Origin of the sequence: Mycobacterium sp. AZCC_0083 (genome assembly GCF_014202335.1) — a bacterium.
Lineage (GTDB): Bacteria > Actinomycetota > Actinomycetes > Mycobacteriales > Mycobacteriaceae > Mycobacterium.
Window position 1 is genome coordinate 243953 of record NZ_JACHGP010000002.1, and the last position, 20761, is coordinate 264713.

18 protein-coding genes and 1 pseudogene are annotated in these 20761 nt (G+C 66.8%); 10 read left to right on the forward strand and 9 right to left on the reverse strand.

Annotated elements, in window-relative coordinates:
* Positions 1-82: 82 nt before the first annotated feature.
* The 3 genes from HNP02_RS04775 to HNP02_RS04785 form a co-directional block, all read right to left on the reverse strand.
* Positions 83-2344, reverse strand: coding sequence for a molybdopterin-dependent oxidoreductase (locus HNP02_RS04775; protein WP_184435625.1), 2262 nt, complete (start codon positions 2342-2344; stop codon positions 83-85).
* A complete protein-coding gene (locus HNP02_RS04780; RefSeq protein WP_184435627.1) occupies positions 2341-2925 on the reverse strand; it encodes a TetR/AcrR family transcriptional regulator in 585 nt (194 codons plus the stop codon). Before HNP02_RS04780 ends, HNP02_RS04775 begins: the two co-directional genes overlap by 4 nt.
* A 124-nt stretch (positions 2926-3049) precedes the next feature.
* Positions 3050-4183: a nitronate monooxygenase gene (locus HNP02_RS04785; protein WP_184435629.1), complete on the reverse strand. Its 1134-nt coding sequence runs from the start codon at positions 4181-4183 to the stop codon at positions 3050-3052.
* A 166-nt stretch (positions 4184-4349) separates the two neighbouring features.
* Here HNP02_RS04785 and HNP02_RS04790 point away from each other — a divergent pair, with 166 nt between their 5' ends.
* Positions 4350-4970: a fatty-acid--CoA ligase gene (locus HNP02_RS04790; protein ID WP_184435631.1), complete on the forward strand. Its 621-nt coding sequence runs from the start codon at positions 4350-4352 to the stop codon at positions 4968-4970.
* Between the two features lie 44 nt (positions 4971-5014).
* On the opposite strand, the gene HNP02_RS04795 is transcribed toward HNP02_RS04790, so the two are convergent.
* Positions 5015-5779, reverse strand: coding sequence for an HAD family phosphatase (locus HNP02_RS04795; RefSeq protein ID WP_184435633.1), 765 nt, complete (start codon positions 5777-5779; stop codon positions 5015-5017).
* A 239-nt stretch (positions 5780-6018) separates the two neighbouring features.
* On the opposite strand from HNP02_RS04795, the gene HNP02_RS42485 reads away from it, so the two are divergent.
* Together HNP02_RS42485 and HNP02_RS04805 are read left to right on the forward strand one after the other, a co-directional pair.
* Positions 6019-6408 carry an STAS domain-containing protein gene (locus tag HNP02_RS42485; RefSeq protein WP_255506266.1) on the forward strand — a complete coding sequence of 130 codons (390 nt, stop codon included), beginning with the start codon at positions 6019-6021 and terminating at the stop codon, positions 6406-6408.
* Positions 6409-6450: 42 nt separating this feature from the next.
* Complete coding sequence (locus tag HNP02_RS04805; protein ID WP_184435637.1) at positions 6451-6918, forward strand: ATP-binding protein; 468 nt, start codon at positions 6451-6453, stop codon at positions 6916-6918.
* On the opposite strand, the gene HNP02_RS04810 is transcribed toward HNP02_RS04805, so the two are convergent.
* Positions 6912-7988 (reverse strand): diacylglycerol kinase, encoded by a 1077-nt coding sequence (locus tag HNP02_RS04810; protein ID WP_184435639.1) that lies wholly within the window; start codon positions 7986-7988, stop codon positions 6912-6914. The genes HNP02_RS04805 and HNP02_RS04810 overlap by 7 nt on opposite strands.
* A gap of 101 nt (positions 7989-8089) precedes the next feature.
* Between HNP02_RS04810 and HNP02_RS04815 the strand changes: the two genes are divergently transcribed.
* Positions 8090-8833, forward strand: a complete 744-nt coding sequence (locus HNP02_RS04815) for a glucose 1-dehydrogenase (RefSeq protein WP_184435641.1) — start codon at positions 8090-8092, stop codon at positions 8831-8833.
* A 9-nt stretch (positions 8834-8842) separates the two neighbouring features.
* On the opposite strand, the gene HNP02_RS04820 is transcribed toward HNP02_RS04815, so the two are convergent.
* On the reverse strand, positions 8843-9685 hold the full coding sequence (locus tag HNP02_RS04820) for an alpha/beta fold hydrolase (RefSeq protein WP_184435643.1): 843 nt from the start codon (positions 9683-9685) through the stop codon (positions 8843-8845).
* A gap of 75 nt (positions 9686-9760) precedes the next feature.
* Here HNP02_RS04820 and HNP02_RS04825 point away from each other — a divergent pair, with 75 nt between their 5' ends.
* Positions 9761-10384 carry a TetR/AcrR family transcriptional regulator gene (locus tag HNP02_RS04825; RefSeq protein WP_184435644.1) on the forward strand — a complete coding sequence of 208 codons (624 nt, stop codon included), beginning with the start codon at positions 9761-9763 and terminating at the stop codon, positions 10382-10384.
* Positions 10385-10535: 151 nt separating this feature from the next.
* Positions 10536-13277 (forward strand): sugar-binding domain-containing protein, encoded by a 2742-nt coding sequence (locus tag HNP02_RS04830; protein ID WP_184435646.1) that lies wholly within the window; start codon positions 10536-10538, stop codon positions 13275-13277.
* A 305-nt stretch (positions 13278-13582) separates the two neighbouring features.
* On the opposite strand, the pseudogene HNP02_RS04835 reads toward HNP02_RS04830, so the two are convergent.
* A pseudogene (locus HNP02_RS04835) lies at positions 13583-14671 on the reverse strand (glycosyltransferase family 87 protein); the annotation flags it as partial.
* Between HNP02_RS04835 and HNP02_RS04840 the strand changes: the two are divergent.
* On the forward strand, positions 14586-14807 hold the full coding sequence (locus HNP02_RS04840) for a hypothetical protein (protein WP_184435648.1): 222 nt from the start codon (positions 14586-14588) through the stop codon (positions 14805-14807). The pseudogene HNP02_RS04835 and the gene HNP02_RS04840 overlap by 86 nt on opposite strands.
* Here HNP02_RS04840 and HNP02_RS04845 read toward each other — a convergent pair.
* Together HNP02_RS04845 and HNP02_RS04850 are read right to left on the reverse strand one after the other, a co-directional pair.
* Positions 14788-15246 carry a hypothetical protein gene (locus HNP02_RS04845; protein WP_255506203.1) on the reverse strand — a complete coding sequence of 153 codons (459 nt, stop codon included), beginning with the start codon at positions 15244-15246 and terminating at the stop codon, positions 14788-14790. The two genes, HNP02_RS04840 and HNP02_RS04845, sit on opposite strands and share 20 nt — an antisense overlap.
* A 61-nt stretch (positions 15247-15307) precedes the next feature.
* Positions 15308-15967, reverse strand: a complete 660-nt coding sequence (locus HNP02_RS04850; protein WP_375373639.1) for a VTT domain-containing protein — start codon at positions 15965-15967, stop codon at positions 15308-15310.
* A gap of 97 nt (positions 15968-16064) precedes the next feature.
* Here HNP02_RS04850 and HNP02_RS04855 point away from each other — a divergent pair, with 97 nt between their 5' ends.
* Genes HNP02_RS04855 through HNP02_RS04865 form a run of 3 tightly spaced genes read left to right on the forward strand, consistent with a single transcriptional unit; the run spans position 16065 to position 20759 of the window.
* Positions 16065-17360 (forward strand): competence/damage-inducible protein A, encoded by a 1296-nt coding sequence (locus HNP02_RS04855; protein WP_309241417.1) that lies wholly within the window; start codon positions 16065-16067, stop codon positions 17358-17360.
* A 6-nt stretch (positions 17361-17366) separates the two neighbouring features.
* Entirely contained in the window at positions 17367-18290 is a 924-nt protein-coding gene (locus HNP02_RS04860) for a choline kinase family protein (protein ID WP_184435654.1), read from the forward strand.
* A gap of 12 nt (positions 18291-18302) precedes the next feature.
* Entirely contained in the window at positions 18303-20759 is a 2457-nt protein-coding gene (locus HNP02_RS04865) for an FAD-dependent oxidoreductase (RefSeq protein WP_184435656.1), read from the forward strand.
* The last annotated feature ends 2 nt before the right edge of the window (positions 20760-20761 follow it).

Here is a 20761-nt window from a genome sequence, read left to right on the forward strand (position 1 = left end):
GGGATTACGAGCTGTGGATGAAATGTCGGCCTGTGGATGGATTCTGCAAATCCTGCCGAGATCTGCTAGGCGACCGGAGGCACTAAAGCGCGACGGCCTCGATGCGTGCGGGCACGTGCTTGTGCCATGGCGTGCCCGCGTAGGCGTCGCGCCAGTCCGTCGACGTCAACGCGTTCGGCGCCACCCCGGGAGTGCTTGACCGACCGTCGGCATCGGTGTGATCGAGGCCGTACCCGTTGGGCAGCGATACGTGTCCGGGCAGCATGGCGTCGTTGACCTCGACGGTCGCTACCGCGGTGCCCGCGGCCGTCGTCACCCGCGCGCGGCCGCCGTCGACCAGGCCGATGGCACCCGCGTCCTCGGCACTGATTCGCAACGCTCCGTCGGTGTCCTTCTTGCGCCAGGTCGGATCGCGCAGGATGTCGTTGGCCGTGTAGGCGCGACGTTCCCCTGCCGACAACACCATCGGGAACTCCGCGCTGGTGTGCGCGGTGCGGGCGGTCCGCAACGCGCGGATCTCGTCGAGCATCTCCGGCATCTCGAGCGCGAACTTGCGGTCCGCGTGGGTGATCAGGGCGAAGTCGTCGGAGTACTCGTGCTCGGTGAACGTGACGCCCGACCGGCTCGACAGGATCGCCTCGAAGAGCGCGTTACCGTCTGCGTGGCCGGCCCGACGTACCGCGTCCGGATAGCTCATCGCGGTCTTTTGCGCCAGCCCCCACAGCGCTGCCGCGCCGGCCAGTCCGTCGGGCAGCGTCGGCCCCAACGTCTCGTACAGGACGAACGGCAACACCCGTCCCAGAGCCGGATTGGCGCTGACCGCACCGAGGAATGCCTCCGCGTAGGCGTCCAGACCCTGCTCGGCCGCGCGGCGAAGTGGTTTCAGTTCCTCGTCGTCGACGACGCCGAGGGCGCGCACCAGCCGCGCCCAGATCTCCGGTTCTGCGAGCGTGCCCGGCAGCGGCTCGAGTACCGGATGGCGGAGATGAAAGGTGTTGTGCGGGAACTCCAGATTGAAGAACGTCGCCTCGGGCTTCTCGAACTGGCTGGCCGCCGGCAGAACGTAGTGGGCGAGCCGGGCCGTCTCGGTCATGGCCACGTCGATGACGACGAGGAACTCCAGCGACTCGAGCGCCTGGTGCACCAAGGCCGAGTCGGCGAGCGAGTGCGCGGGGTTGCTGCTCTCCACGATCATCGCGCGGAACCGGTCGGGGTGGTCGGTCAGGATCTCCTGAGGCACCACGTTGCTCGGCACCAGGCCGGCAATGATCGGTGCCCCGGTCACCGGCGTACGACCGACACCGGGCACGCCGAAGAGCGGCGCGAACGACGAATGCAGGTGCTGGCCACCACGTTTGGCGAAGTTTCCGGTGAGGATCCAGAGCAGCTTGTTCAGGTAGGAGGACAGCGTGCTGTTGGGCGCCTGCTGGATGCCGAGGTCCTCGAAGACGGACACGCTGGCCGCAGCCGCGATCCTGCGGGCCGCCGCACGCAGCAGGTCCTCGTCGACCCCGCAGCGTTGCGCATAGTCGGAGACCGGCACGTCGGCGAGCACCGTACGGACGGCGTCGGAGCCGTTGACGTGCTCGGCAAGGAATTCCTCGTTGCAGAGCCTCTCCTGCACCAGCACTGCGGCCAGCGCGGCGAGGCACCAGGCGTCGGTGCCAGGACGCACGCGCAGGTGGAAGTCGGCCAGTTTGGCGGTATCGGTGATCACCGGGTCAATGACGATCATCGAGCGCGCCGGATCCTTGGCGATCTCGTTGAGAACCGTGCGGGCGCGCGGAAAGCTCTGCGACATCCACGGGTTCTTGCCGATGAAGACCGAGACCTCGGCGTACTCGAACTCTCCACGGGTGTGACCGCCGTACAGGTGCTGATCGACCCAGTTCTCGCCGGTCTTCTCCTGCGCCAAGGCATTCGACCGGTACCGCGACCCGATCGCCTTGAGGAAGGCACCGCTGTACGCGCCACCGAGGTGATTGCCCTGACCGCCACCCCCGTAGTAGAAGATCTTGTTGCCGCCGTGCTCGTCGCGGACCTTGGCGAAGCCCTCGGCGATCTCAGATATCGCGGTGTCCCAGTCGATTTCCTCGTAGCTGCCGTCGGTACGCCTGCGCAGCGGAGAGGTCAGCCGGTTGGCGTTGTTCTGATAGTGGTTGAGCCGCAGGGCCTTGTTGCACGTGTAGCCCTGCGACGCGGGATGGTCCTTGTCACCACGGATCTTGACCAACTTGCGGTCCTCGACCTGCACGATGACACCGCAGTTGCACTCGCACAGGATGCAGGCCGTCGATTGCCATTCAAGCGGTGCCGCTTCGGCGGCGACGTCTCCGTTGGTCATTTCGAATCCTCTTTGGGTGTCTCGGCCTGCAGAAGCGTGCGCAACTGACGGTGGGTCGCATCGAGTGGTTCGACGGCGCGGGTGGCGCGGGCCATCACGATGGCGCCTTCGATCGCCGACGTCATGAACATCGCCAGCTCCCGCGCACGGTCGGGGGTGACACCGTCGTCGGCGAGCCGGTGCGCGATCAGGTCGGTCCAGCGGGTGAACGCCGCGCCCGCGCGCTCGAGCACCTCGGCGTTCTCGTCCTTGGCCGGGTCGCCTGCCTCAACGGCGACGGCCACCACCGGGCAGCCAGCGCGGTAGTCGGTCTTGGTCAACTGCTTGCGGAACCAGAACACCACGGCATCCAACACGTCGAGACCCGTTGCGGCAGAGGAGATCCTGGCCGCCGTGTGGTCGCTGGCGAAATCGACGGCTTCGCATAGCAGCTGCGTGCGCCCGCCAGGGAAGTAGTGATAGGCCGAACCCCGAGGCGCGCCGCTGTGTTCGAGGACGTCGGAGATCGCCGTCGAGTGGGCGCCACGCTCACGGATCAACAGTGCTGCCGAGGCGACCATCCGGTCGCGGTGGGTGACCACCTCGTCGTTCCCTTCCGCTGGGGAGAGTTATGTAGAGCATCATACATAGCCTGCGACGGCCCCGAAATGCACGAATCCCGCTGACCCTGAGTCAGCGGGATTCGCGGTCGGTCGGGGAGTGCTGTCAGACGGCAGCGGCCTCGTTGAGCTGGTTGAGCGTGTTGGTGGCTTCCAGGTACTCCTGAACCCACCGCTCGATGACGGCCGACGTCTTCTCCACCTTGCTGAACTGCCCGACGACCTGACCGACCGGGTTGAAGGCGACGTCGACGGTCTCGTTCGGGTACTTGTGCGTTGCGGCGACCGCAAGACCGGACACCATGAACTGCAGCGGCATGCCGAGCGGCTTCGGGTTGTCCGGGTTCTCCCATGCATCGGTCCAGTCGTTGCGCAGCATCCGCGCCGGCTTGCCGGTGAACGAACGGCTCCGCACCGTGTCACGGCTACTCGCCTTCACGTAGGCGGCCTGCTGAACGGGCGTGTTCTCGGCCTCCTCGACCATGAGCCACTGCGAGCCCGTCCACGCGCCCGCGGCGCCGAGCGCCAGCGCGGCGGCGATCTGCTGACCGCTGCCGATGCCACCGGCTGCGAGCACCGGGACGGGGGCGACCTCTTTGACCACCTGCGGCCACAACACGATCGAACCGACCTCACCGGAGTGCCCGCCTGCTTCGCCGCCTTGGGCGATGACGATGTCCACGCCCGCATCCGCATGCTTGCGGGCCTGTGAAGGGGAGCCGCACAGCGCAGCGACCTTCCTGCCCTCGGCGTGGATGTGCTCGATCATGTCGACGGGCGGGGTGCCCAGCGCGTTGGCGATCAGCGTCATCTTCGGATGCTTGAGCGCCACCTCGACCTGCGGGGTGGCGGTCGCCTCGGTCCAACCGAGCAGTCGCATCGTGCTCTCGTTGTCCTCCTCGGACAGCGGTACGCCGTGATCGGTCAGGATCTTGCGGGCGAAGTCGAGATGCTCCTGAGGCACCATGTCCGCCAGCATCTTGCCCAGTTCGTCGGCCGACAGGTTCGAGTCCATGCCCTCGTACTTGTTGGGGATGACGATGTCGACGCCATAGGTGTGGTCGCCGATGTGCTCGTCGATCCAGTTGAGCTCGATCTCGAGCTGCTCGGGGGTGAAGCCGACGGCCCCGAGGACGCCGAAGCCCCCTGCCTTGCTGACGGCGACCACCACGTCGCGGCAGTGCGTGAAGGCAAAGATCGGCAAGTCGATGCCGAGCTGGTCGCAGAGTGGGGTGTGCATGCCTGCTCCTCGTGATGGGGCCGTCGCGAACTGAAACGTGTTCTAGTTTAGTCCTCCTTCGGCCTCGATGACATACGCGTCGGTGCTCGACACCGCGCCAGAACCGCAATAGCGTTTCGCAATCACGATCGACAGCCCTCGATCGTGACGGCGAAGGCGAGGACCGTTGACGCACTGGCTGACCCATTCGCTGGTCCTCGCGTCGGACTACCGCGTGCCGGACCCGGAGCGGGTGTGGCCGCTGCTGGAGCGCAGGAAGGATGCGCTGGCAGGCGTCGGGGCGCACCACGTGCTGGTGTACGCCTCCACTACGGAGCCCGGACGGGTACTGGTGCTGATCGCCATCCACGCCCGCGAACCGGTGCTCGAACTGCTGCGCTCGCGGGTCTTCTTCGAGTGGTTCGACGCCGTAGGTGTCGAGGACATCCCGGCGGTGTTCGCGGGCGAGGTGGTTGAGCGATTCACCGTCACCGGCGAAACGGGCCCCGCCGCGCCCGAGGTGATGGTGTCGTTGGTGACCGTCGTCGACGACGTGCCGAATCTCGTTGCTCACGTTCACGATACCGTCGAAGATCTCCGCACCGCGGGGATCCGCAGGGTTGTGATCTTCAGCGCGTTCGACGACCCTCGCGAAGTGCTGCTGCTGTTGCAGGTCGACGACGAAGGCCACGCACGCCACTGGTTGCGGTACTCGGGACTGGCCGCTGAATGGTTGACGAAGGCGGGCATCGGCCCGTATCCGCCGGTCTTCGTCGGCAGGTTCAGGCGGATGATCCACATCGCCTGATATGGATGAACGGGTGAGTGCGGCCGAACATCCCTGATGACGGATTACGGGCGCTTCCGCAGTGACCACGCAGGCATCCGTCGCCGGTCCGAGCCAGTGGCCAGCAGCACCGGCCAGCCGTTTCGCGCCGCTTCGGCGGCCAGCCCCGATCGCGGGTTCACCGGCCGGGGCCGACCGACCGCCCGCATGGATGAGATTTCCTCGTCGCCGTCGCCGTAGAAGTAGCTGCGGTGCAGGTCGACGTCGTGGTTGGCACCGAATCGCCGCACGGCGTCGGTCTTGCCAGGACCCCAGATGATCGGTTCGACGATTCCGCCGGTCAGCCGCCCGTTGCCGTCGACCTCGAAGTGGTTGCACAGCACGTCGGCGATGCCCAGGTAGCGGGCCACCGGTTCGGCGTGGATGGTCAGGGCCGACGAGCTCAGCACCACGGTGTGGCCACGTTCCTGATGGGCGGCGACGACGTCGCGCATCGCGGAGAACACCCGCGACTCGATGTGCCTGCGGAACAACACCTCACCGAGTTCGTCCAGCTCCTCCAGCGTTTCGCCGCGAAGATAGCTGGCCGCCTTCACGCTGAGCCGCTCGAACTCCATCCGCCCCAACCGGTACCGCACCGAGGCTTCGATCACGCCAAGAACCTCGCCGATCTTCGCCTGGCGACGCCGGATGCGGTGCCCCGCGTGCGCGGTCGCGGTGAAACCGGACACCAGCGTGCCGTCGAGATCGAAGAATGCGCCGACCCGGGCCCCCTCCCGATCCGACGCGATCTCCGCCAGCTGGCGCGCGAAGGGCGTCTCGGGGTCCATCTCGCTCCTGCGGTCGCGGCGCACCGGTCCCGGCCCCGCCTCGGAACTCCATTTCAGCATCATTCGGCGACTGCCGCCGCGGGGTACCCGCAGTGTCCCGATTGCGACATCAGGTGATCCCATCGGATAGGTTTGCGCTAGGCAGTTTCGTTCTTGCCAGGTTCAGCTCGGAGCCTCGCGAGCATGAAAGCGGTGCCGCCTCGCATCCAGCGGACGTGGCCAAACAGGGAAGTTGGGCATTGGACGAACAACGCGAAGCGACGGCAGACGACGCCACTCCGTCGGGTTCGACCTGCGTGGTGAGCGAAAGCTCGGTCGACGAGGTGGCCATCGTGGCCGCATCCGGTGTGATCGACATGCTGACCGCGCCGCAACTCGAGGAAGCGCTGCGCGCCGCCCTCGACAAGACGCCCGCGAGCCTCGTCGTGGACCTGACCGAGGTCGAGTTCCTCGCGTCCGCGGGCATGGGTGTGCTGGTCGCGGCCCACGAAGAGGCGGGTGAGACCACCCGCCTGTGCGTCGTCGCGGAGGGGCCAGCCACCAGTCGGCCGCTGAAACTGGTCGGAATCGCCGACATCGTCCCGCTGTTCGCCACGCTCGAGGAAGCGATTGCGTCACTTCGCGGTTAGACACGCTTAGCCCGTGCTCCGACGGGGTAAGCACGAGCTGTCATGATCGATACGATGCAATCCGCGAACGTCGCCAACGCTGAGCGCTTCGAGCGCGTCGGCATATCGGCGACCGCGCAGACCGCTTCCCAGACCCGCGACGAGTTCGCCGCATGGCTGCGGGAATTCTTCGCCCTGGATCCGATCCGTACGAGCGACCTCGTCCTCGCGATCAACGAAGCACTCGCCAACTGCGCCGAATTCGCCTACCTCGAGCGCCCGGGCACGGGCAGCATGGACGTACTGGCGTGGCACGACGCTGCCGAATCCACGATCACCGTCCTGGTGTCGGACCGCGGGTCCTGGCGGCCGCCCGTCGTGCCGACCATCCGCACCCGGGGTCGCGGCATCCCATTGATGGAGGCGCTGTCCGATAGGGCGTCGATCGAGCCGTCGGACCACGGCACCCGCGTCAGGCTGGAATGGACCGACGTCGCGCGTGCGGTGCTGGGGACCCAGTCAGCTCATTGAGGCACGTATAGGCCCTTGCCGGTGACCAGCGGCAGGTCCAGCGTGGTCCGGATACCAGGCGCGGCAGCCACGACGTCGGGAATCGCGTTCACGATCCGGCCCGCAGCGGCAAGGATGGCGGCGTAGTTGTGATCACCGTTGCGGCTGGTGGGGCAGACGTCGACGACATACGAGGGCTCGCCGGTGATCTCTATGCGGTAGGACCCACCCGGCTGCGCGGGCTGGGCCCAGTCGGGGCGCAGGTCGTCGCGGAGTCGGGTAACGTGCTCGACGACGATGACGGGCTTGCCTGCGACCATGCCCTCGATCTGAAAGCGAAGCGCCGCAACGGTTCCCTTGGCGATGTGCCCGGCGGCGACGTCGAAGTCCTCCGGCGCAGGCTCCTGTTCGACCGAATCCCTGATCTCGTCGACCTCGATGCCGAGACCCGCCGCGAGCTGCCGAATCGCCGTACCCCAGGCGATGCTCAGGACGCCCGGCTGAAACAGGATCGGGAAGTCTCCAATGGCATTCCCGAAGCCCATCACGTCGAACATCACCGTCACGCCGTCGTAGGAGGCGTAGTCGGCGATCTCCATGGTGCGCACCTGCTGGATGCTCTGGCAGGTACCGGCCAGGGCAAACGGGAGCAGGTCGGTCGCGAACCCAGGGTCGACGCCGGTGATGAAGATCGTCGAATCACCTTCGCGCGCAGCGTCTTCGACCCGACCGATGTACTTGTCGGGAACCACCTGCCACGGGTATTGCAACACGCCGGGCGCCGAGCCGACCACGTTGATGCCGAGAGCAAGGATGCGACGGATGTCGGCCATCGCCTCGGCAAGGCGGGTATCGCCCATGGCGCAGTACACGACGCAGTCGGGCTCGGCGGCCAGCACCGCGTCGAGGTCGTTCGTGGCGGTTATGCCCGTCGCGGTGTCCAGGCCTGCGAGCTCACCCGCGTCCTTGCCGACCTTGGTCTCCGACGACACCCAGACCCCGGTCAGGTCGAAGCGTGCGTCGTTGACGAGCTGCCTCAGTGCGAGGCTGCCGCAGTTCCCGGTGCCGATGAGCGCGACACGGATCGCCATGCTGTTTCTCCTCCGACGGATGTCATCGGAGTATGCGTGCTCAGCCTCAAAATTGGAACAGGTTCTAATTTGTCGATCTACGTAATGTAGCCTGACTCGTCATGGGACGAGTGGACGAAAAAGTTGCACTGATCAGCGGCGGGGCGCGGGGGATGGGCGCTGCTCACGCGCGGATGCTGGTCGCCGAAGGCGCAAAAGTGGTCATCAGCGACATCCTCGATGAGGACGGTAAGGCACTGGCCGACGAACTCGGAGCGGCCGCGCGCTACGTCCACCTCGACGTCACCGACGCCGACCAGTGGGATGCGGCCGTCGCGACTGCGGTCGGGGAGTTCGGCAAGCTCAACGTGCTGGTGAACAACGCGGGCATCGTGGCGCTTGGCCAGATCGGCAAGTTCGACATGGTCAAGTGGCAGAAGGTCATTGACGTCAACCTGACGGGAACGTTCCTCGGCATGCAGGCCTCCGTCGAGGCGATGAAGACCGCAGGCGGCGGATCGATCATCAACGTCTCGTCGATCGAGGGGCTCCGCGGCGCGCCGATGGTGCATCCGTACGTGGCAACGAAGTGGGCTGTCCGCGGCCTGTCGAAGTCCGCGGCGCTGGACTTGGGCAAGTTCAACATCCGGGTCAACTCGTTGCACCCGGGCTTCATCCGCACGCCGATGACCAAGCACTTCCCCGACGACCTGGTCACCAGCCCTCTCGGAAGGCCCGGTCAGTCCGACGAAGTGGCCACGTTCGTGGTGTTCCTCGCCAGCGACGAGTCGTCGTTCGCCACCGGCGCCGAGTTCGTCGTGGACGGCGGTCTGATCACCGACGTCCCCCACAAGGTCCTCTTTTAAGCGGCTCTTCTAAGCACGCGCTCCCACGGTCTCGATCGCGTCGACCACCGCCCGCGGTGCGTCGAGCGCGACGAACGTGCGGGCACCTGGGACCTCGACCATCGAGGCGTTCGGGAACAGCGCCGCGAGCCTGCGCCCGAGCGCAGGGGTGAAGCTGCGGTCCGCCATGCCCCACACGATCGTCACGGGCTTGGTGAACCGCGGAAGCCGGGTGGCGACGTCCACCAGATCCGTTGCGGCGACGCCACGCAACAACGTGGCGAGGTTCTGCGCGATCCGCCGGTCGGTGCTCATGGGTGCCACCCACGACGCGGTCAGCGCACCGTCCTCTGGTCGTAGCAGCAGCCCGTAGCCGAGGGGCGAATGCCGCAACGCGGTCACCTTCATCAGCTTGGACAACAAGCGGATCGACCTGGGTCCCCGCATCGTCGCGAAGACGACGTTGAACGGGAACGGCGGGAACTTGTCGAAGGCGTCGCAGTTGGTCAGCACCAGCCGACCGACCCTGTCCGGGTGGGCGTCGATGAGAAGCTGACACAGCCCGCCGCCAGTGTCGTTGCCGACCAACGTGACGTCGTGCAGGTCCAGCAGGCCGATGAACTCGTTGACCATCTCGGCAACGCTCGCCGGCGTCAGCTCCACACCTTGGTCCACCGGCACGGTATGCGATCCGAGTGGCCAGTCGGGAAGGATGCAGCGAAACCCGTTGTGCGCCAGCTCTTCGGCGACCTTGAGCCACAGCTTGTGGTCGACGAGGATGCCGTGCACGAACAGGATCGGGGGATGGGCGGAGTCGGCGGGACCCAACTCGCGGTACTCGATCGTGGCTTGTTGCAGCTTGGCCTGCGGCATGTCGGTTACCCTCCTGATGAGAACTTACGAACACTCGGTATGAAAGTTACGTGCAGACTGTATGAAAGTCAACGGATGGCGTTGAAGGACGAACCGGCGGAGCGCCGGACCCAGGCGCAACGCACCGCCGCCACCAGGGCGCGGCTGCTCGAAGCGGGCAGGCACCTGTTCGCCACGGACGGTTACGCGGCGGTGGCGACCCAGGCCATCGTCGACGCAGCGGGGGTCACGCGCGGCGCGCTCTATCACCAGTTCGGCGATAAGGCGGGGTTGTTCGCCGAGGTGTATGAAGACGTCGAACGCGACCTGGTGACCCGCATCAGCAGACAGATCGTGGCGGCCGAACCCGCCGACCAGCTGGCCGCGATGCGCATCGGTGCACGACTGTTCCTCGAGGAGTGCTCGGCTCCGAGCGTGCAGCGCATCGCGCTGATCGATGCGCCTGCCGTGCTCGGCTGGGAGCGCTGGCGCGCGGTCGGCATGAAGTACGGCCTCGGGGTGATCGAGGCGATGCTGGCGCAGGCCATGGCCGACGGGGCGATCCCCGACCAACCCCTTCGCCCCACCGCGCACGTGCTGCTCGGCGCGCTCGACGAGGCAGCGTTGTACGTGTCGAGGGCGCCCGACGCAGGCGAGGCGCTGGAACAGATGTACGAGGTGTGCGACCGCGTGATCAGCGGTATCACCGGCGGTCGCTGACCGGCACAGCCGACTTCCACGAGGACAGGCAGAATGTCCCTCGACGGTCATTCGAAGTCAATCGCAGGGGTCCGACTGCTCCTCGCGTCCGCAACCATCCGGAGGGAGTGGCACCATCGCGCCCGAACTGCGCCGCACCGCCGTTCTGGGCATGGTCGTCTCGCTTCTCCTATTCCTGATTGCATCCGGTGACTTCCCGCGTCTCGTCCGCCCCGAAGCGCCAGCGGGCCTCGTCGAGTTGTCCTCGGGCTGGCGGCTCGCGTCGACGCGGGACGTCGCCGCTGCCGGTCCCGACGTCTCCCGTCCGGAGTTCAAGGGCTCGGGCTGGCACGACGTGCGTCGCATGCCCGCCACCGTGCTGCAGACGCTGCAGGACGACGGCACGTACCCGAACCTGTACTACGGCACGAACCTGCTCAACGAGGTGCCACAGGACCTCTACCAACAGGACTGGTGGTACCGGACCACGTTCACCGCACCGGCGGGCCACAGCACCTACCAGTTGAGCTTCCCTGGCATCAACTACCGGGCCGAGATCTGGCTCAACGGTCATCTGGTCTCAGGCGCCGACAAGGTCGTCGGCATGTACGTCGACCACGAACTCGACGTGACCCCGTGGATCGAACCAGGGCGGACCAACACGCTTGCCGTGAAGGTCATCCCCGAGCGGGCAATGCAGGACGTCAACGGCGTGGAGCTGGCCGACAGCTGGTTCGACTGGATCAACTGGAACTACCTCGGATACCAAGGGCCGAACAAGAATCCGTCGAACGGCAACTCGTTCGTGCCCGATCGCAACGCCGGGATCTGGAAGCCGGTCTACCTGCGCACCTCGGGCGTGGTAGCCATCGGCGACACGGCAGTGAACTCCGAGCTACCACTGCCGAGCACCGACACCGCGCGCCTGACCATCCACAGCAACCTGCGCAACTTCTCCGCGGACCGCGTCCGCGGCGTGCTGCGCGCGACGATCAGCAGGCCGGGAAAGCCGGACGTGCGGGTCGATCAGCCGGTCACCCTCGCGCCGGGCGAGCAACGCGAGGTGGGTTTCACGCCAACCGATTTCGGGGCGCTGGTGCTCAACCATCCCGACCTGTGGTGGCCGTACACCATGGGCAAGCCGGACCTCTATGACCTGCGACTGGAGTTCCTGCAACACGGCAAGGCGACCGACGCGAAGTCCCAGCGCTTCGGTGTGCGAACCATCACGCAGGGCCGCGACGACGACGACCGGTTCCCCGAACTGGGTTCGGGCGGGAGCTTCTATCTGCAGGTGAACGGCCGCGACTTCCTGGTCCGCGGCGCGACGTACACGCCCGACCTGCTGTACCGCTACGACCCCGACCGCGACGACGCGATCCTGGCCTACGCCCGCGATCTCGGACTCAACATGCTGCGGCTGGAGTCGAAGATCCCGGCGGAGCGGTTCGTCGAGCACGCCGACGAGCTCGGCATCCCGCTCATGGTCGGCTGGATGTGCTGCAACCAGTGGGAGAAGTGGCCCCAGTGGAACGACGAGGACCTCGGCGTCGCGCAGGCCAGTATGCGCTCGCAGGTCTCGATGCTGCGCTCGCATGCCTCGGCATTCGTCTGGGCGAACGCCAGCGACGGCAGGCCGCCAGCCGACGTACTTGACAAGTACCACGACATCCTGCGAGAACTGCACTGGCAGAACGCGATCGTCGACACCGTGTCCTCCTACACCACCAACTCCGCAGGCGAACGGTTGTGGGACGGCATTCAGATGGCGGGCCCATACACCTGGCGGCCGCCGAGCTACTGGTTCAGCGGCCGATATCGGGCCGCGCGCGGCGCGTCGGCCGAACAGGGCGACAACGAGCACATCCCGCCGTTCGCGAGCCTGACCAAGTTCATCCCTCCCGACAAGCTGTGGCCGATCAACGACGCCTGGTACTTCCACGCCGGATCCAACGACGGCAACGCCGTACTGGCCAGCATCCAGCGGGTGATCAACCGCCGCTACGGATCATCCTCGGGCGCAGAGGAGTTCACCCGCAAAGCGCAGCTGGCACACTACGAGTCGACGCGCGCACAGTTCGAGTCGTTCGCCGCGCTCGGCTGGGCAGGTCACAAGATGACGATCTACTGGATGCTGAACAATCACTGGCCGTCGTTCTTCGGCAACATCTTCGACTACTACCTGCGGCCCGGCGGCGCGTACTACGGGGCCAAGAAGGGGCTTCGCCCGCTGTCGGCGGTATTCGACTCCTACGCCACCGGCGACCACAGCCAGGCTTCGGTATCCGTGGTGAACCAGACTCCGAGCGACGCAACCGATCTGCGCGTCCGCGTCCGCGTCTACGACCTGCAGGGCCGGATGCGCGACGACGAGACCAGCCCCACGCTGACCGTGCCCTCCGGAGGTGCGACGCCTGCCATGACACTGCCAAGGGAAGCCCGCGACTCGCCGGTGTTCTTCGTCCGTGCCGAGCTGCTCGGCAGCGGTGGCAACGTCATCTCCGAGAACGTCTACTGGCAGTCGCAACGCAACGACGACGTCGGAGATCCCAACGACGACTTCGCCTTTCAGGCGAACCAGGACACCTGGGCGGATATGACCGCGCTCAACTACATGGCCCGCGTGCCGCTTGACGTGTCCGCGAAGCGAACCACCAATGGTGCCGGGCAGAACGTCGTCGACATCCGGCTGCGCAACGCCACGACCCAGGTCGCCTTCTTCGAGCGGGCGGAGGTCACCTCGACCCGCGACGGGGACGAGATCCTGCCGATCGAGTACTCCGACAACTACGTCACCGTGTTCCCCGGTGAGACCGTCGACCTCGAGGCCGTGGTGCCCAGCCCGCTCGTCACCGCGAACTGGGTGCGCGTCACGGGGTACAACACGCCAGCCGTTTCGGTGCCCGTCGCGTAATCCTCGGGGTCCTCGGGGCTCTCGCGGCGCAACCACCACACCGTCGCGACCAACGATGTCAGGAACGCCACCAGGTAGGCCGCGGGCAACCAGACGTCCCACGCGCCGCCGGGGCGGATCGACAGCAGCCCCATCTCGGGCGTGTCACCAGCGACCGAGATGAACCAGCCGGCGAACGTCACCCACAACAGGCCCAACCCGACGAGCGACCACCTGCTGCCGACGACCAGCGCACGGTGGCCCAGGTGAACCGCCAACGGCGCCACCCACACCCAGTGATGACTCCAACTGAACGGCGACACGGCGTTCGAGGCCATGCCGACGACCGCAACGCCGAGCACGCGGTGCCCCCGTCGCCACGCCAGCGTCGCGATCGCCAACGCAGCCGCGCCGAGGACCACCGCGACCACCGTCGCCGCCCCGACCGGCCAGTGCAGACGCACGAACAGGCCACGCAGGCTCGTGTTCGCGACGGGATCACTCGAGATCCGCACGATGTCGTCGAATCCCCGCCGCAACCAGAAGTAGCCGGAGTCCCTGGGGAGCACCGCGAACCCCACCGCGACGGTGGCGGCGAACGTCGCGGACGCCACCAGCGCGGCACGCCGCCTACCGATCAGCAGCAGGTAGACGATGAACAGCGCAGGGGTCAGCTTGATGCCTGCGACGAGCCCGATTCCCACACCGGCCCACTTGCGCCGCTCGGGTCCGAGCAGGTCGGCCACCACGACGGCCAGAATCAGCAGGTTGACCTGCCCGAGTTGCAGCGACAATCTGACGGGTTCGAGCCACGCGACCAGGCCTACCAGCAAGGCACCGACTCCCCACAGACCCGTCGTGGGCGTCATTCCGAGGCCGCGGAGCAGTCGCAACACCACGTACGCCACCAGCGCGGCGTTCGCCGCCAACCCAAGGATCTGCGCCGTCAACGGGGTGACGAGCGCGAACGGCAGGAAGAACAACGCGGCGAACGGGCTGTAGTCGAACAGCAGGGTGCGCGGGTTCCCGGTCAGACCCGTCGCGTAGAGATCGTGACCGGCCAGCACCTGGTCGGCACCGAAACGGTAGACGAGAAGGTCGACCTGTCCTGCCAGGTTCGGCCAGCGCAGATAGGCGGCTGCGTACACGACGAGGGCAACGGTCAGAACGGCCGGACCGTAGGCACGGGCCGCGGAGATCGGGCGCATCAACACCCGAGCGAAGGTACGGGCGGTGGCTGAACGGTTCCTGAAAGTCGGGGTTGCCGACGCCCGCGCGGTCGATGCCGGGAAGGATGGCAGCTGCAGACGTCCCGGCGAGGAGAGATCAATGACCGCATCAGACGAGCGCGCCGCGCTCGCCAAGGCCACCGAGGAATCGGGCTGGCAGCGCCGCGAGGTCGAACGCGTCGACATCTACCTGCGCGGAAAGTCCCGGGTGCGAGTGATCTGGCGCGGTGGCGACGCGATCAGCGGCGGGTCGCGGTTCGGCGAGGACGGGCTCGAGCAGTACTCACGCGACCTGAACACCGTCAAGAAATGGCTGGCATAGCTGCGTAACCCAGCCGGAAGCCGACGAACAGCACCAGGCAGCCGATGCAGAACAGGTGGTCCACGCAGATGGCGCGCGCCCACCGCGTCTGCTCGTCGAGAGATCCGGCGCGACGGCCGAGGCGGACGGCGTTCGGCACCGTCCGCAACAGTGCGAGCAGGATCGGCACGACGGCCAGCGGGACCGAGACCACGACCAGCCACAGCGGGTCCTGTCCGCCCGCCACCCGCAGTCCAAGGGTGATCAACAAAATCGCCATCACGCCCGCAACGAGGTGACTCATCGGACGCGACGTCGTCGTGACCCGGTGGTAGTAGCCGGCGACGGACGCCATCGTCGCCTCTGGCAGTTCCACCGCGTGCCGGTGGGCGAGCACTTGGACGTCGAACATCAAGTCCATCCACAGCACCGCGAGCAGGAAGCCACTGCATGCGGTCATGACAGCTATCGAGACTCCCATCGTGGGAGGCGAGACTACCGTCGCGACATGCTTCTCGTGCCTAGCCCGCGCGCTCCGTGCCCCGGCGCACGAGCATTGCCCGCACGACCGATGCGGTGACGGGCAGGATCGACAGAATCGCGATGGCCAGGACCATCAGCTCGAGGTGCGCGCCGACGAACGGCACACCACCCAGGTGGTACCCCACCACGGTGAGGCCGACGCCCCAGCCGATCGCGCCGATGACGTCGTAGGCGAGGAAGACGGGATACCGCATCCCCGATGCTCCGGCGATCACCGGCGCGAACGTCCGCACCACGCCCATGAAGTGCCCGATCACGATGGTCTTGCGACCGTGCCTCTCGAAGAACTGGTGCGACGAGGCCAGGTAGTGCTTCTTGAAGAAGCGCGCGTCCTCCTTCTTGAACAGCGCGGGCCCCAGCCGCCACCCGATCAGGTAGCCGAGCTGTCCGCCGGCCACCGCGGCCAACGCCGCGCACGGGGCGAGCGTCCACACGTCCACCGGCGCGTTCGGTTGCGCGGCAATCAGTCCGGCGGTGAACAACAACGTGTCGCCGGGCAGGAAGGGGAACAACAGCCCGGTCTCGATGAACACGATGAGCATTACGCCGGGGAGCACCGCGGCCGCGAACGGGCCGCCTGCACCCAACCAGTACATCGGGTCCCACAGCTGGGGCAGCGCCAAGATGGTGCTCGTCACGGCCGCCGAACCTAGCGTGCCGACGTTGCCAGCCGTTGAACGGAGACCGACCACGGCCTGCGCGCCGCCGGGTCGTCGGCGTCGTAGTGTCTTACCCGTGAGCGCACGCGCGGGCATCGTCGTCACGGGAACCGAGGTTTTGACCGGACGGGTCCAGGACCGCAACGGACCGTGGCTGGCCGACCGACTACTCGAACTCGGCGTCGAACTCGCCCACATCACGATCTGCGGTGACCGCCCGCACGACATCGAGGCGCAGCTGCGGTTCCTGGCGGCGGAGGGCGTCGACCTGATCCTCACCAGCGGCGGGCTCGGCCCCACCGCCGACGACATGACCGTCGCCACGGTCGCCCGCTTCTGCGGCCGCGAGGTGGCGTTGGACGCCGAGCTCGAGCAGACGATCTCCGACATCCTCAAGTCGATGGTGCAGGGCCGCGCAGGCGTTGACTTCGAGGCCGTGCTCGCGGCGAATCGCAAACAGGCCATGGTTCCGGTGGGCGCCGAGATACTCACCCCGGTCGGCACCGCTCCGGGTGTCGTCGTGCCGGGCACGCAGACGGCAGGAGTGCCTGGCACGCCGACGGTCGTCGTGCTGCCAGGCCCGCCGCGCGAGCTGCAGCCGATGTGGGAAACGGCGGTGCAGACCGCGGCCGTCCAGCAGGCCATCGCGGGCCGGACGGTGTACCGACAGGAGACCGTCCGAATGTTCGGCCTGCCAGAGTCGGGGCTTGCGGAGACGCTGCGGGAGGGCGAGCAGTCCATCAGCGGTTTCCAACGGCTCGAGATCACGACGTGCCTGCGCAGGGGCGAACTCGAGATCGTCACCCGGTACGAACCCGACGCCGCCGACGTCTATGCGGATCTGGTCGGCCTGCTGCGCGAACGCCACGGCCGTGAGTTGTTCTCCACCGACGGCGCCTTCGTCGACGACCAGATCGCCGGACTGTTGGCCGGGCGCACCATCGCCACGGCAGAGTCGTGCACGGCAGGCATGATCGCGGCGCGTCTGACGGACCGGCCCGGTTCGTCCGACTACGTCGCCGGTGGCGTCGTCTCGTACTCGAACCAGGCCAAGGTCGAGCTCCTCGGTGTCGACCCGGCACTGCTCGAGGCGCACGGGGCGGTGTCGGAACCCGTCGCGGAGGCCATGGCCGCGGGCGCACTGAAGCGGTTTGGCGCGGACACCGCGATAGCGACCACCGGGATCGCCGGTCCAGGCGGCGGAACGACGGAGAAGCCGGTCGGAACGGTCTGCTTCAGCGTCATGCTCGCCGACGGCCGGACGCTCACCCGGACCCTGCGCATGCCCGGCAACCGATCGGACGTCCGGGAACGCTCGACGACCGTCGCGATGCACCTGCTGCGCCGCGCGCTGAGCAGCGACGCGGATTGAGCTGGAGTGTCGTTCTCACTCACCGACGACCAGCTCAACGCGGCCCTCGACGAGTTTCCCGTGCTGGCGGGCCAGGAGCGCAGGCTCGAGGATCTGTCCGGCGGGTTGACCAACCGCAACGTCAAGGTCATCACCCCGAACGCGACCTATGTGGCACGGTGTTCCGGCAACACCACGGGACTGCTCGGCATCGACCGCGACCAGGAGCATTACAACTCGCGCGCCGCCGCAGAGGCCGGAGTCGGCGCACCCGTCATCGACTACCGCCCCGACCTCGGCATTCTGCTCCTGGGATATCTCAACGGGACGACGTTGTCCAACAAGGACTTTCAGCGACCGGAGATCTTGACCAAGGCGGCCGCGGCGATGCGCACGCTGCATTCGGGGCCACGGTTCCGCGGCACCTTCGACATGTTCGTCAAGCAGCCAGGGTACCTGGAAGTGGTGCAGAACAACGGTTTCCGGATACCCGCCGACTACCTGGACTTCGCCGACCAGTTCGACAGCGTGCGGCAGGTGCTGGCGGCCACCGACCAGACGACCGTTCCCTGCAACAACGACCTGTTGGCGGCCAACTTCGTCGAGGACGGCGACACCATGTGGCTGATCGACTACGAATACTCCGGGAACAACGACCCCTGCTTCGAACTGGGCAACACGTCGTGCGAATGTCAGTTGTCCGCCGAGCAGCGAGAAGAACTGGTCACCGCTTACTACGGACGCCGACTGCGGCACAAGATCGCCCGCGCCCGGCTCCAGGGCATCGTCGGGATGTACGGCTGGGCATTGTGGGGCTGCATCCAGAACGGCTCGAGCCCATTGGACTTCGACTTCTGGGAATGGGGCATGGAGCGGTACGAGGGTGCCGTGGCCGAATTCAGGGGTCCCGACTTCAACGGGTTGCTCAACGACGTGCAGGCATCGGACTAGCGAAGGATACGCATGTCAACTGGTTCTCTTCCCGCACGCGCGCAGGTCGTCATCATCGGCGGCGGTGTCATCGGGACCAGCGTCGCCTACCACCTGACCAAGCTCGGATACACCGACGTCGTGCTGCTCGAGCAGGGCCAGTTGTCGTCCGGAACCACCTGGCACGCAGCAGGTCTGGTCGGTCAGCTGCGGGCGTCAGAGAGCGGCACCCGGCTGGTGCAGTATTCGACGGAGCTCTACACCGCGCTGGAGGAGGAAACCGGCCTCACCGCGGGGTACAAGCAGTGCGGTGGTGTGACGGTCGCGCGTACCGAAGACCGGATGATCCAGCTGCGCCGCACCGCCGCCAACGCCGCGGCGTTCGACCTCGACTGCGAACTGCTCACGCCGGCACAGGCTCTCGAGCACTACCCGGTGATGCGGGTCGACGACCTGGTCGGAGCGATCTGGCTGCCCGCCGACGGCAAGGCCAACCCGACCGATCTGACCCAGGCCCTCGCCAAGGGGGCGCGGATGCGCGGCGCCAAGATCGTCGAACACTCGCACGTGCTCGACGTGCTGACGGACGGCAGAGCGGTCACCGGCGTGCGCGCCGACAACGGCAAGATCGATGCCGAGATCGTCGTCAACTGTGCAGGCCAGTGGGGCAAGCAGGTGGGGGCGATGGCGGGCATGAACGTTCCATTGCACTCCGCCGAGCACTTCTACGTCGTCACCGAGTCGATCGACGGCGTGCACACCGACATGCCGATCCTGCGCGACCCGGATGGCTACACCTACTTCAAGGAAGAGGTCGGCGGGCTTGTCATCGGCGGGTTCGAGCCGGAGGCCAAGCCGTGGGTGAGCCCCGACCAGATTCCGTACCCGTTCGAATTCCAGCTGCTGGAAGAGGATTGGGATCACTTCCAGATCCTGATGGACAACGCCCTGTTGCGGATCCCGGCGTTGGAGGAGACCGGGATCAAGAAGTTCTACAACGGGCCGGAGAGCTTCACCCCTGACAACCAGTTCATCCTCGGTGAGGCACCCGGGTGCGCCAACTTCTTCGTGGCTGCCGGGTTCAACTCGGTGGGCATCGCGTCGGCGGGCGGTGCGGGACGGGCGCTGGCCGAGTGGATCGTGAACGGCTCACCGACCTCCGACCTCACGAGTGTGGACATCCGGCGATTCGCACCGTTCAACGGCAACAACCGGTGGCTGCACGACCGGGTCGCCGAAATCCTCGGATTGCACTACGAAGTGCCATGGCCCAACCGGGAAATGGCCACCGCACGACCGTTCCGCCGTTCACCGGTACACCACCTGCTGGTCGCTGCCAATGCGAACTTCGGCAGCCGGATGGGGTGGGAGCGGGCCAACTTCTTCGCCCCGCCCGACCGGGAGCCGACGATCGAATACTCCTGGGGCAAGCAGAACTGGCTGCCGTGGTCGGCGGCGGAGCAGATCGCCACCCGCACCGCGGTCGCGGTATTCGACCAGACGTCGTTCTCGAAGTTCGTCTTGGTCGGTCCTGACGCAGAATCGGCGCTGCAGTGGTTGTGCACCGCGGACATGGCGGTCGAGGTCGGCACGACGGTCTACAGCGGAATGCTCAACGAGCGCGGTACCTACGAGTCCGACGTCACCGTGACGCGCACCGCCGACGACGAGTACCTGATCGTCAGCAGCGCGGCCACCACCGAGCGCGACAAGGACCACATCCGCAGGAATCTGCCTAGGGGCAACCACGCTCAACTCGTCGACGTCACGTCATCGCTCGCGGTGTTCGGCGTGATGGGACCCCGGTCGCGTGATCTGCTGGCCACGCTCACCGACACCGACCTCAGCGACGACGCCTTTCCGTTCGGAACCAGCAAGCCAATCGCGTTGGGCTACGCACAAGTTCGCGCGACCCGCATCACCTACGTCGGTGAGCTCGGCTGGGAGCTCTACGTCCCTGCCGAGTTCGCGGTCGGCGTCTACGACGACCTGATCGCTGCGGGAGCTCGGTTCGGTGTCGCGCGCGGAGGCTACTACGCGATCGAGTCGTTGCGACTGGAGAAGGGGTACCGGGCATTCGGCCGCGAGCTCACCCCCAACGACAATCCCGTCGAGGCCGGATTGCTGTTCGCGTGCAAGCTCAAGTCCGACGTCGACTTCCTCGGCCGCGCCGCGGTGGAGAAGGCCAAGGCTGAGGGGCCACGGCGACGAGTGGTCGGGTTCTCGGTCGGGTCACCGGAACCGATGCTGTGGGGTGGTGAGCTGGTGCTGCGCGACGGTGTGGTCGCCGGCCAGGTGACCTCGGCGGCGTGGGGCGAGTCGACGGGGGCGTGCGTCGGCCTGGCCTACGTGAGGTCGGCCGACCAGGCGCTGGTCGACGCACAGTGGGTCCGCGAAGGCGACTATCAGGTCAATGTCGGCGGCACGCTCTACCCGATCACCGTGTCGCTCAAGGCGATCTACGACCCGACGAACGCCAGGATCCGCTGACG

Bases quoted from the DNA above. Each gene is read 5' to 3' on its own strand.
- HNP02_RS04775 (WP_184435625.1), bottom strand. From the start codon at position 2,344: ATGACCAACGGAGACGTCGCCGCCGAAGCGGCACCGCTTGAATGGCAA.
- HNP02_RS04785 (WP_184435629.1), bottom strand. From the start codon at position 4,183: ATGCACACCCCACTCTGCGACCAGCTCGGCATCGACTTGCCGATCTTT.
- HNP02_RS04795 (WP_184435633.1), bottom strand. From the start codon at position 5,779: ATGGACCCCGAGACGCCCTTCGCGCGCCAGCTGGCGGAGATCGCGTCG.
- HNP02_RS04805 (WP_184435637.1), top strand. From the start codon at position 6,451: ATGATCGATACGATGCAATCCGCGAACGTCGCCAACGCTGAGCGCTTC.
- HNP02_RS04810 (WP_184435639.1), bottom strand. From the start codon at position 7,988: ATGGCGATCCGTGTCGCGCTCATCGGCACCGGGAACTGCGGCAGCCTC.
- HNP02_RS04815 (WP_184435641.1), top strand. From the start codon at position 8,090: ATGGGACGAGTGGACGAAAAAGTTGCACTGATCAGCGGCGGGGCGCGG.
- HNP02_RS04820 (WP_184435643.1), bottom strand. From the start codon at position 9,685: ATGCCGCAGGCCAAGCTGCAACAAGCCACGATCGAGTACCGCGAGTTG.
- HNP02_RS04825 (WP_184435644.1), top strand. From the start codon at position 9,761: ATGGCGTTGAAGGACGAACCGGCGGAGCGCCGGACCCAGGCGCAACGC.
- HNP02_RS04830 (WP_184435646.1), top strand. From the start codon at position 10,536: ATGGTCGTCTCGCTTCTCCTATTCCTGATTGCATCCGGTGACTTCCCG.
- HNP02_RS04840 (WP_184435648.1), top strand. From the start codon at position 14,586: ATGACCGCATCAGACGAGCGCGCCGCGCTCGCCAAGGCCACCGAGGAA.
- HNP02_RS04845 (WP_255506203.1), bottom strand. From the start codon at position 15,246: ATGACCGCATGCAGTGGCTTCCTGCTCGCGGTGCTGTGGATGGACTTG.
- HNP02_RS04865 (WP_184435656.1), top strand. From the start codon at position 18,303: ATGTCAACTGGTTCTCTTCCCGCACGCGCGCAGGTCGTCATCATCGGC.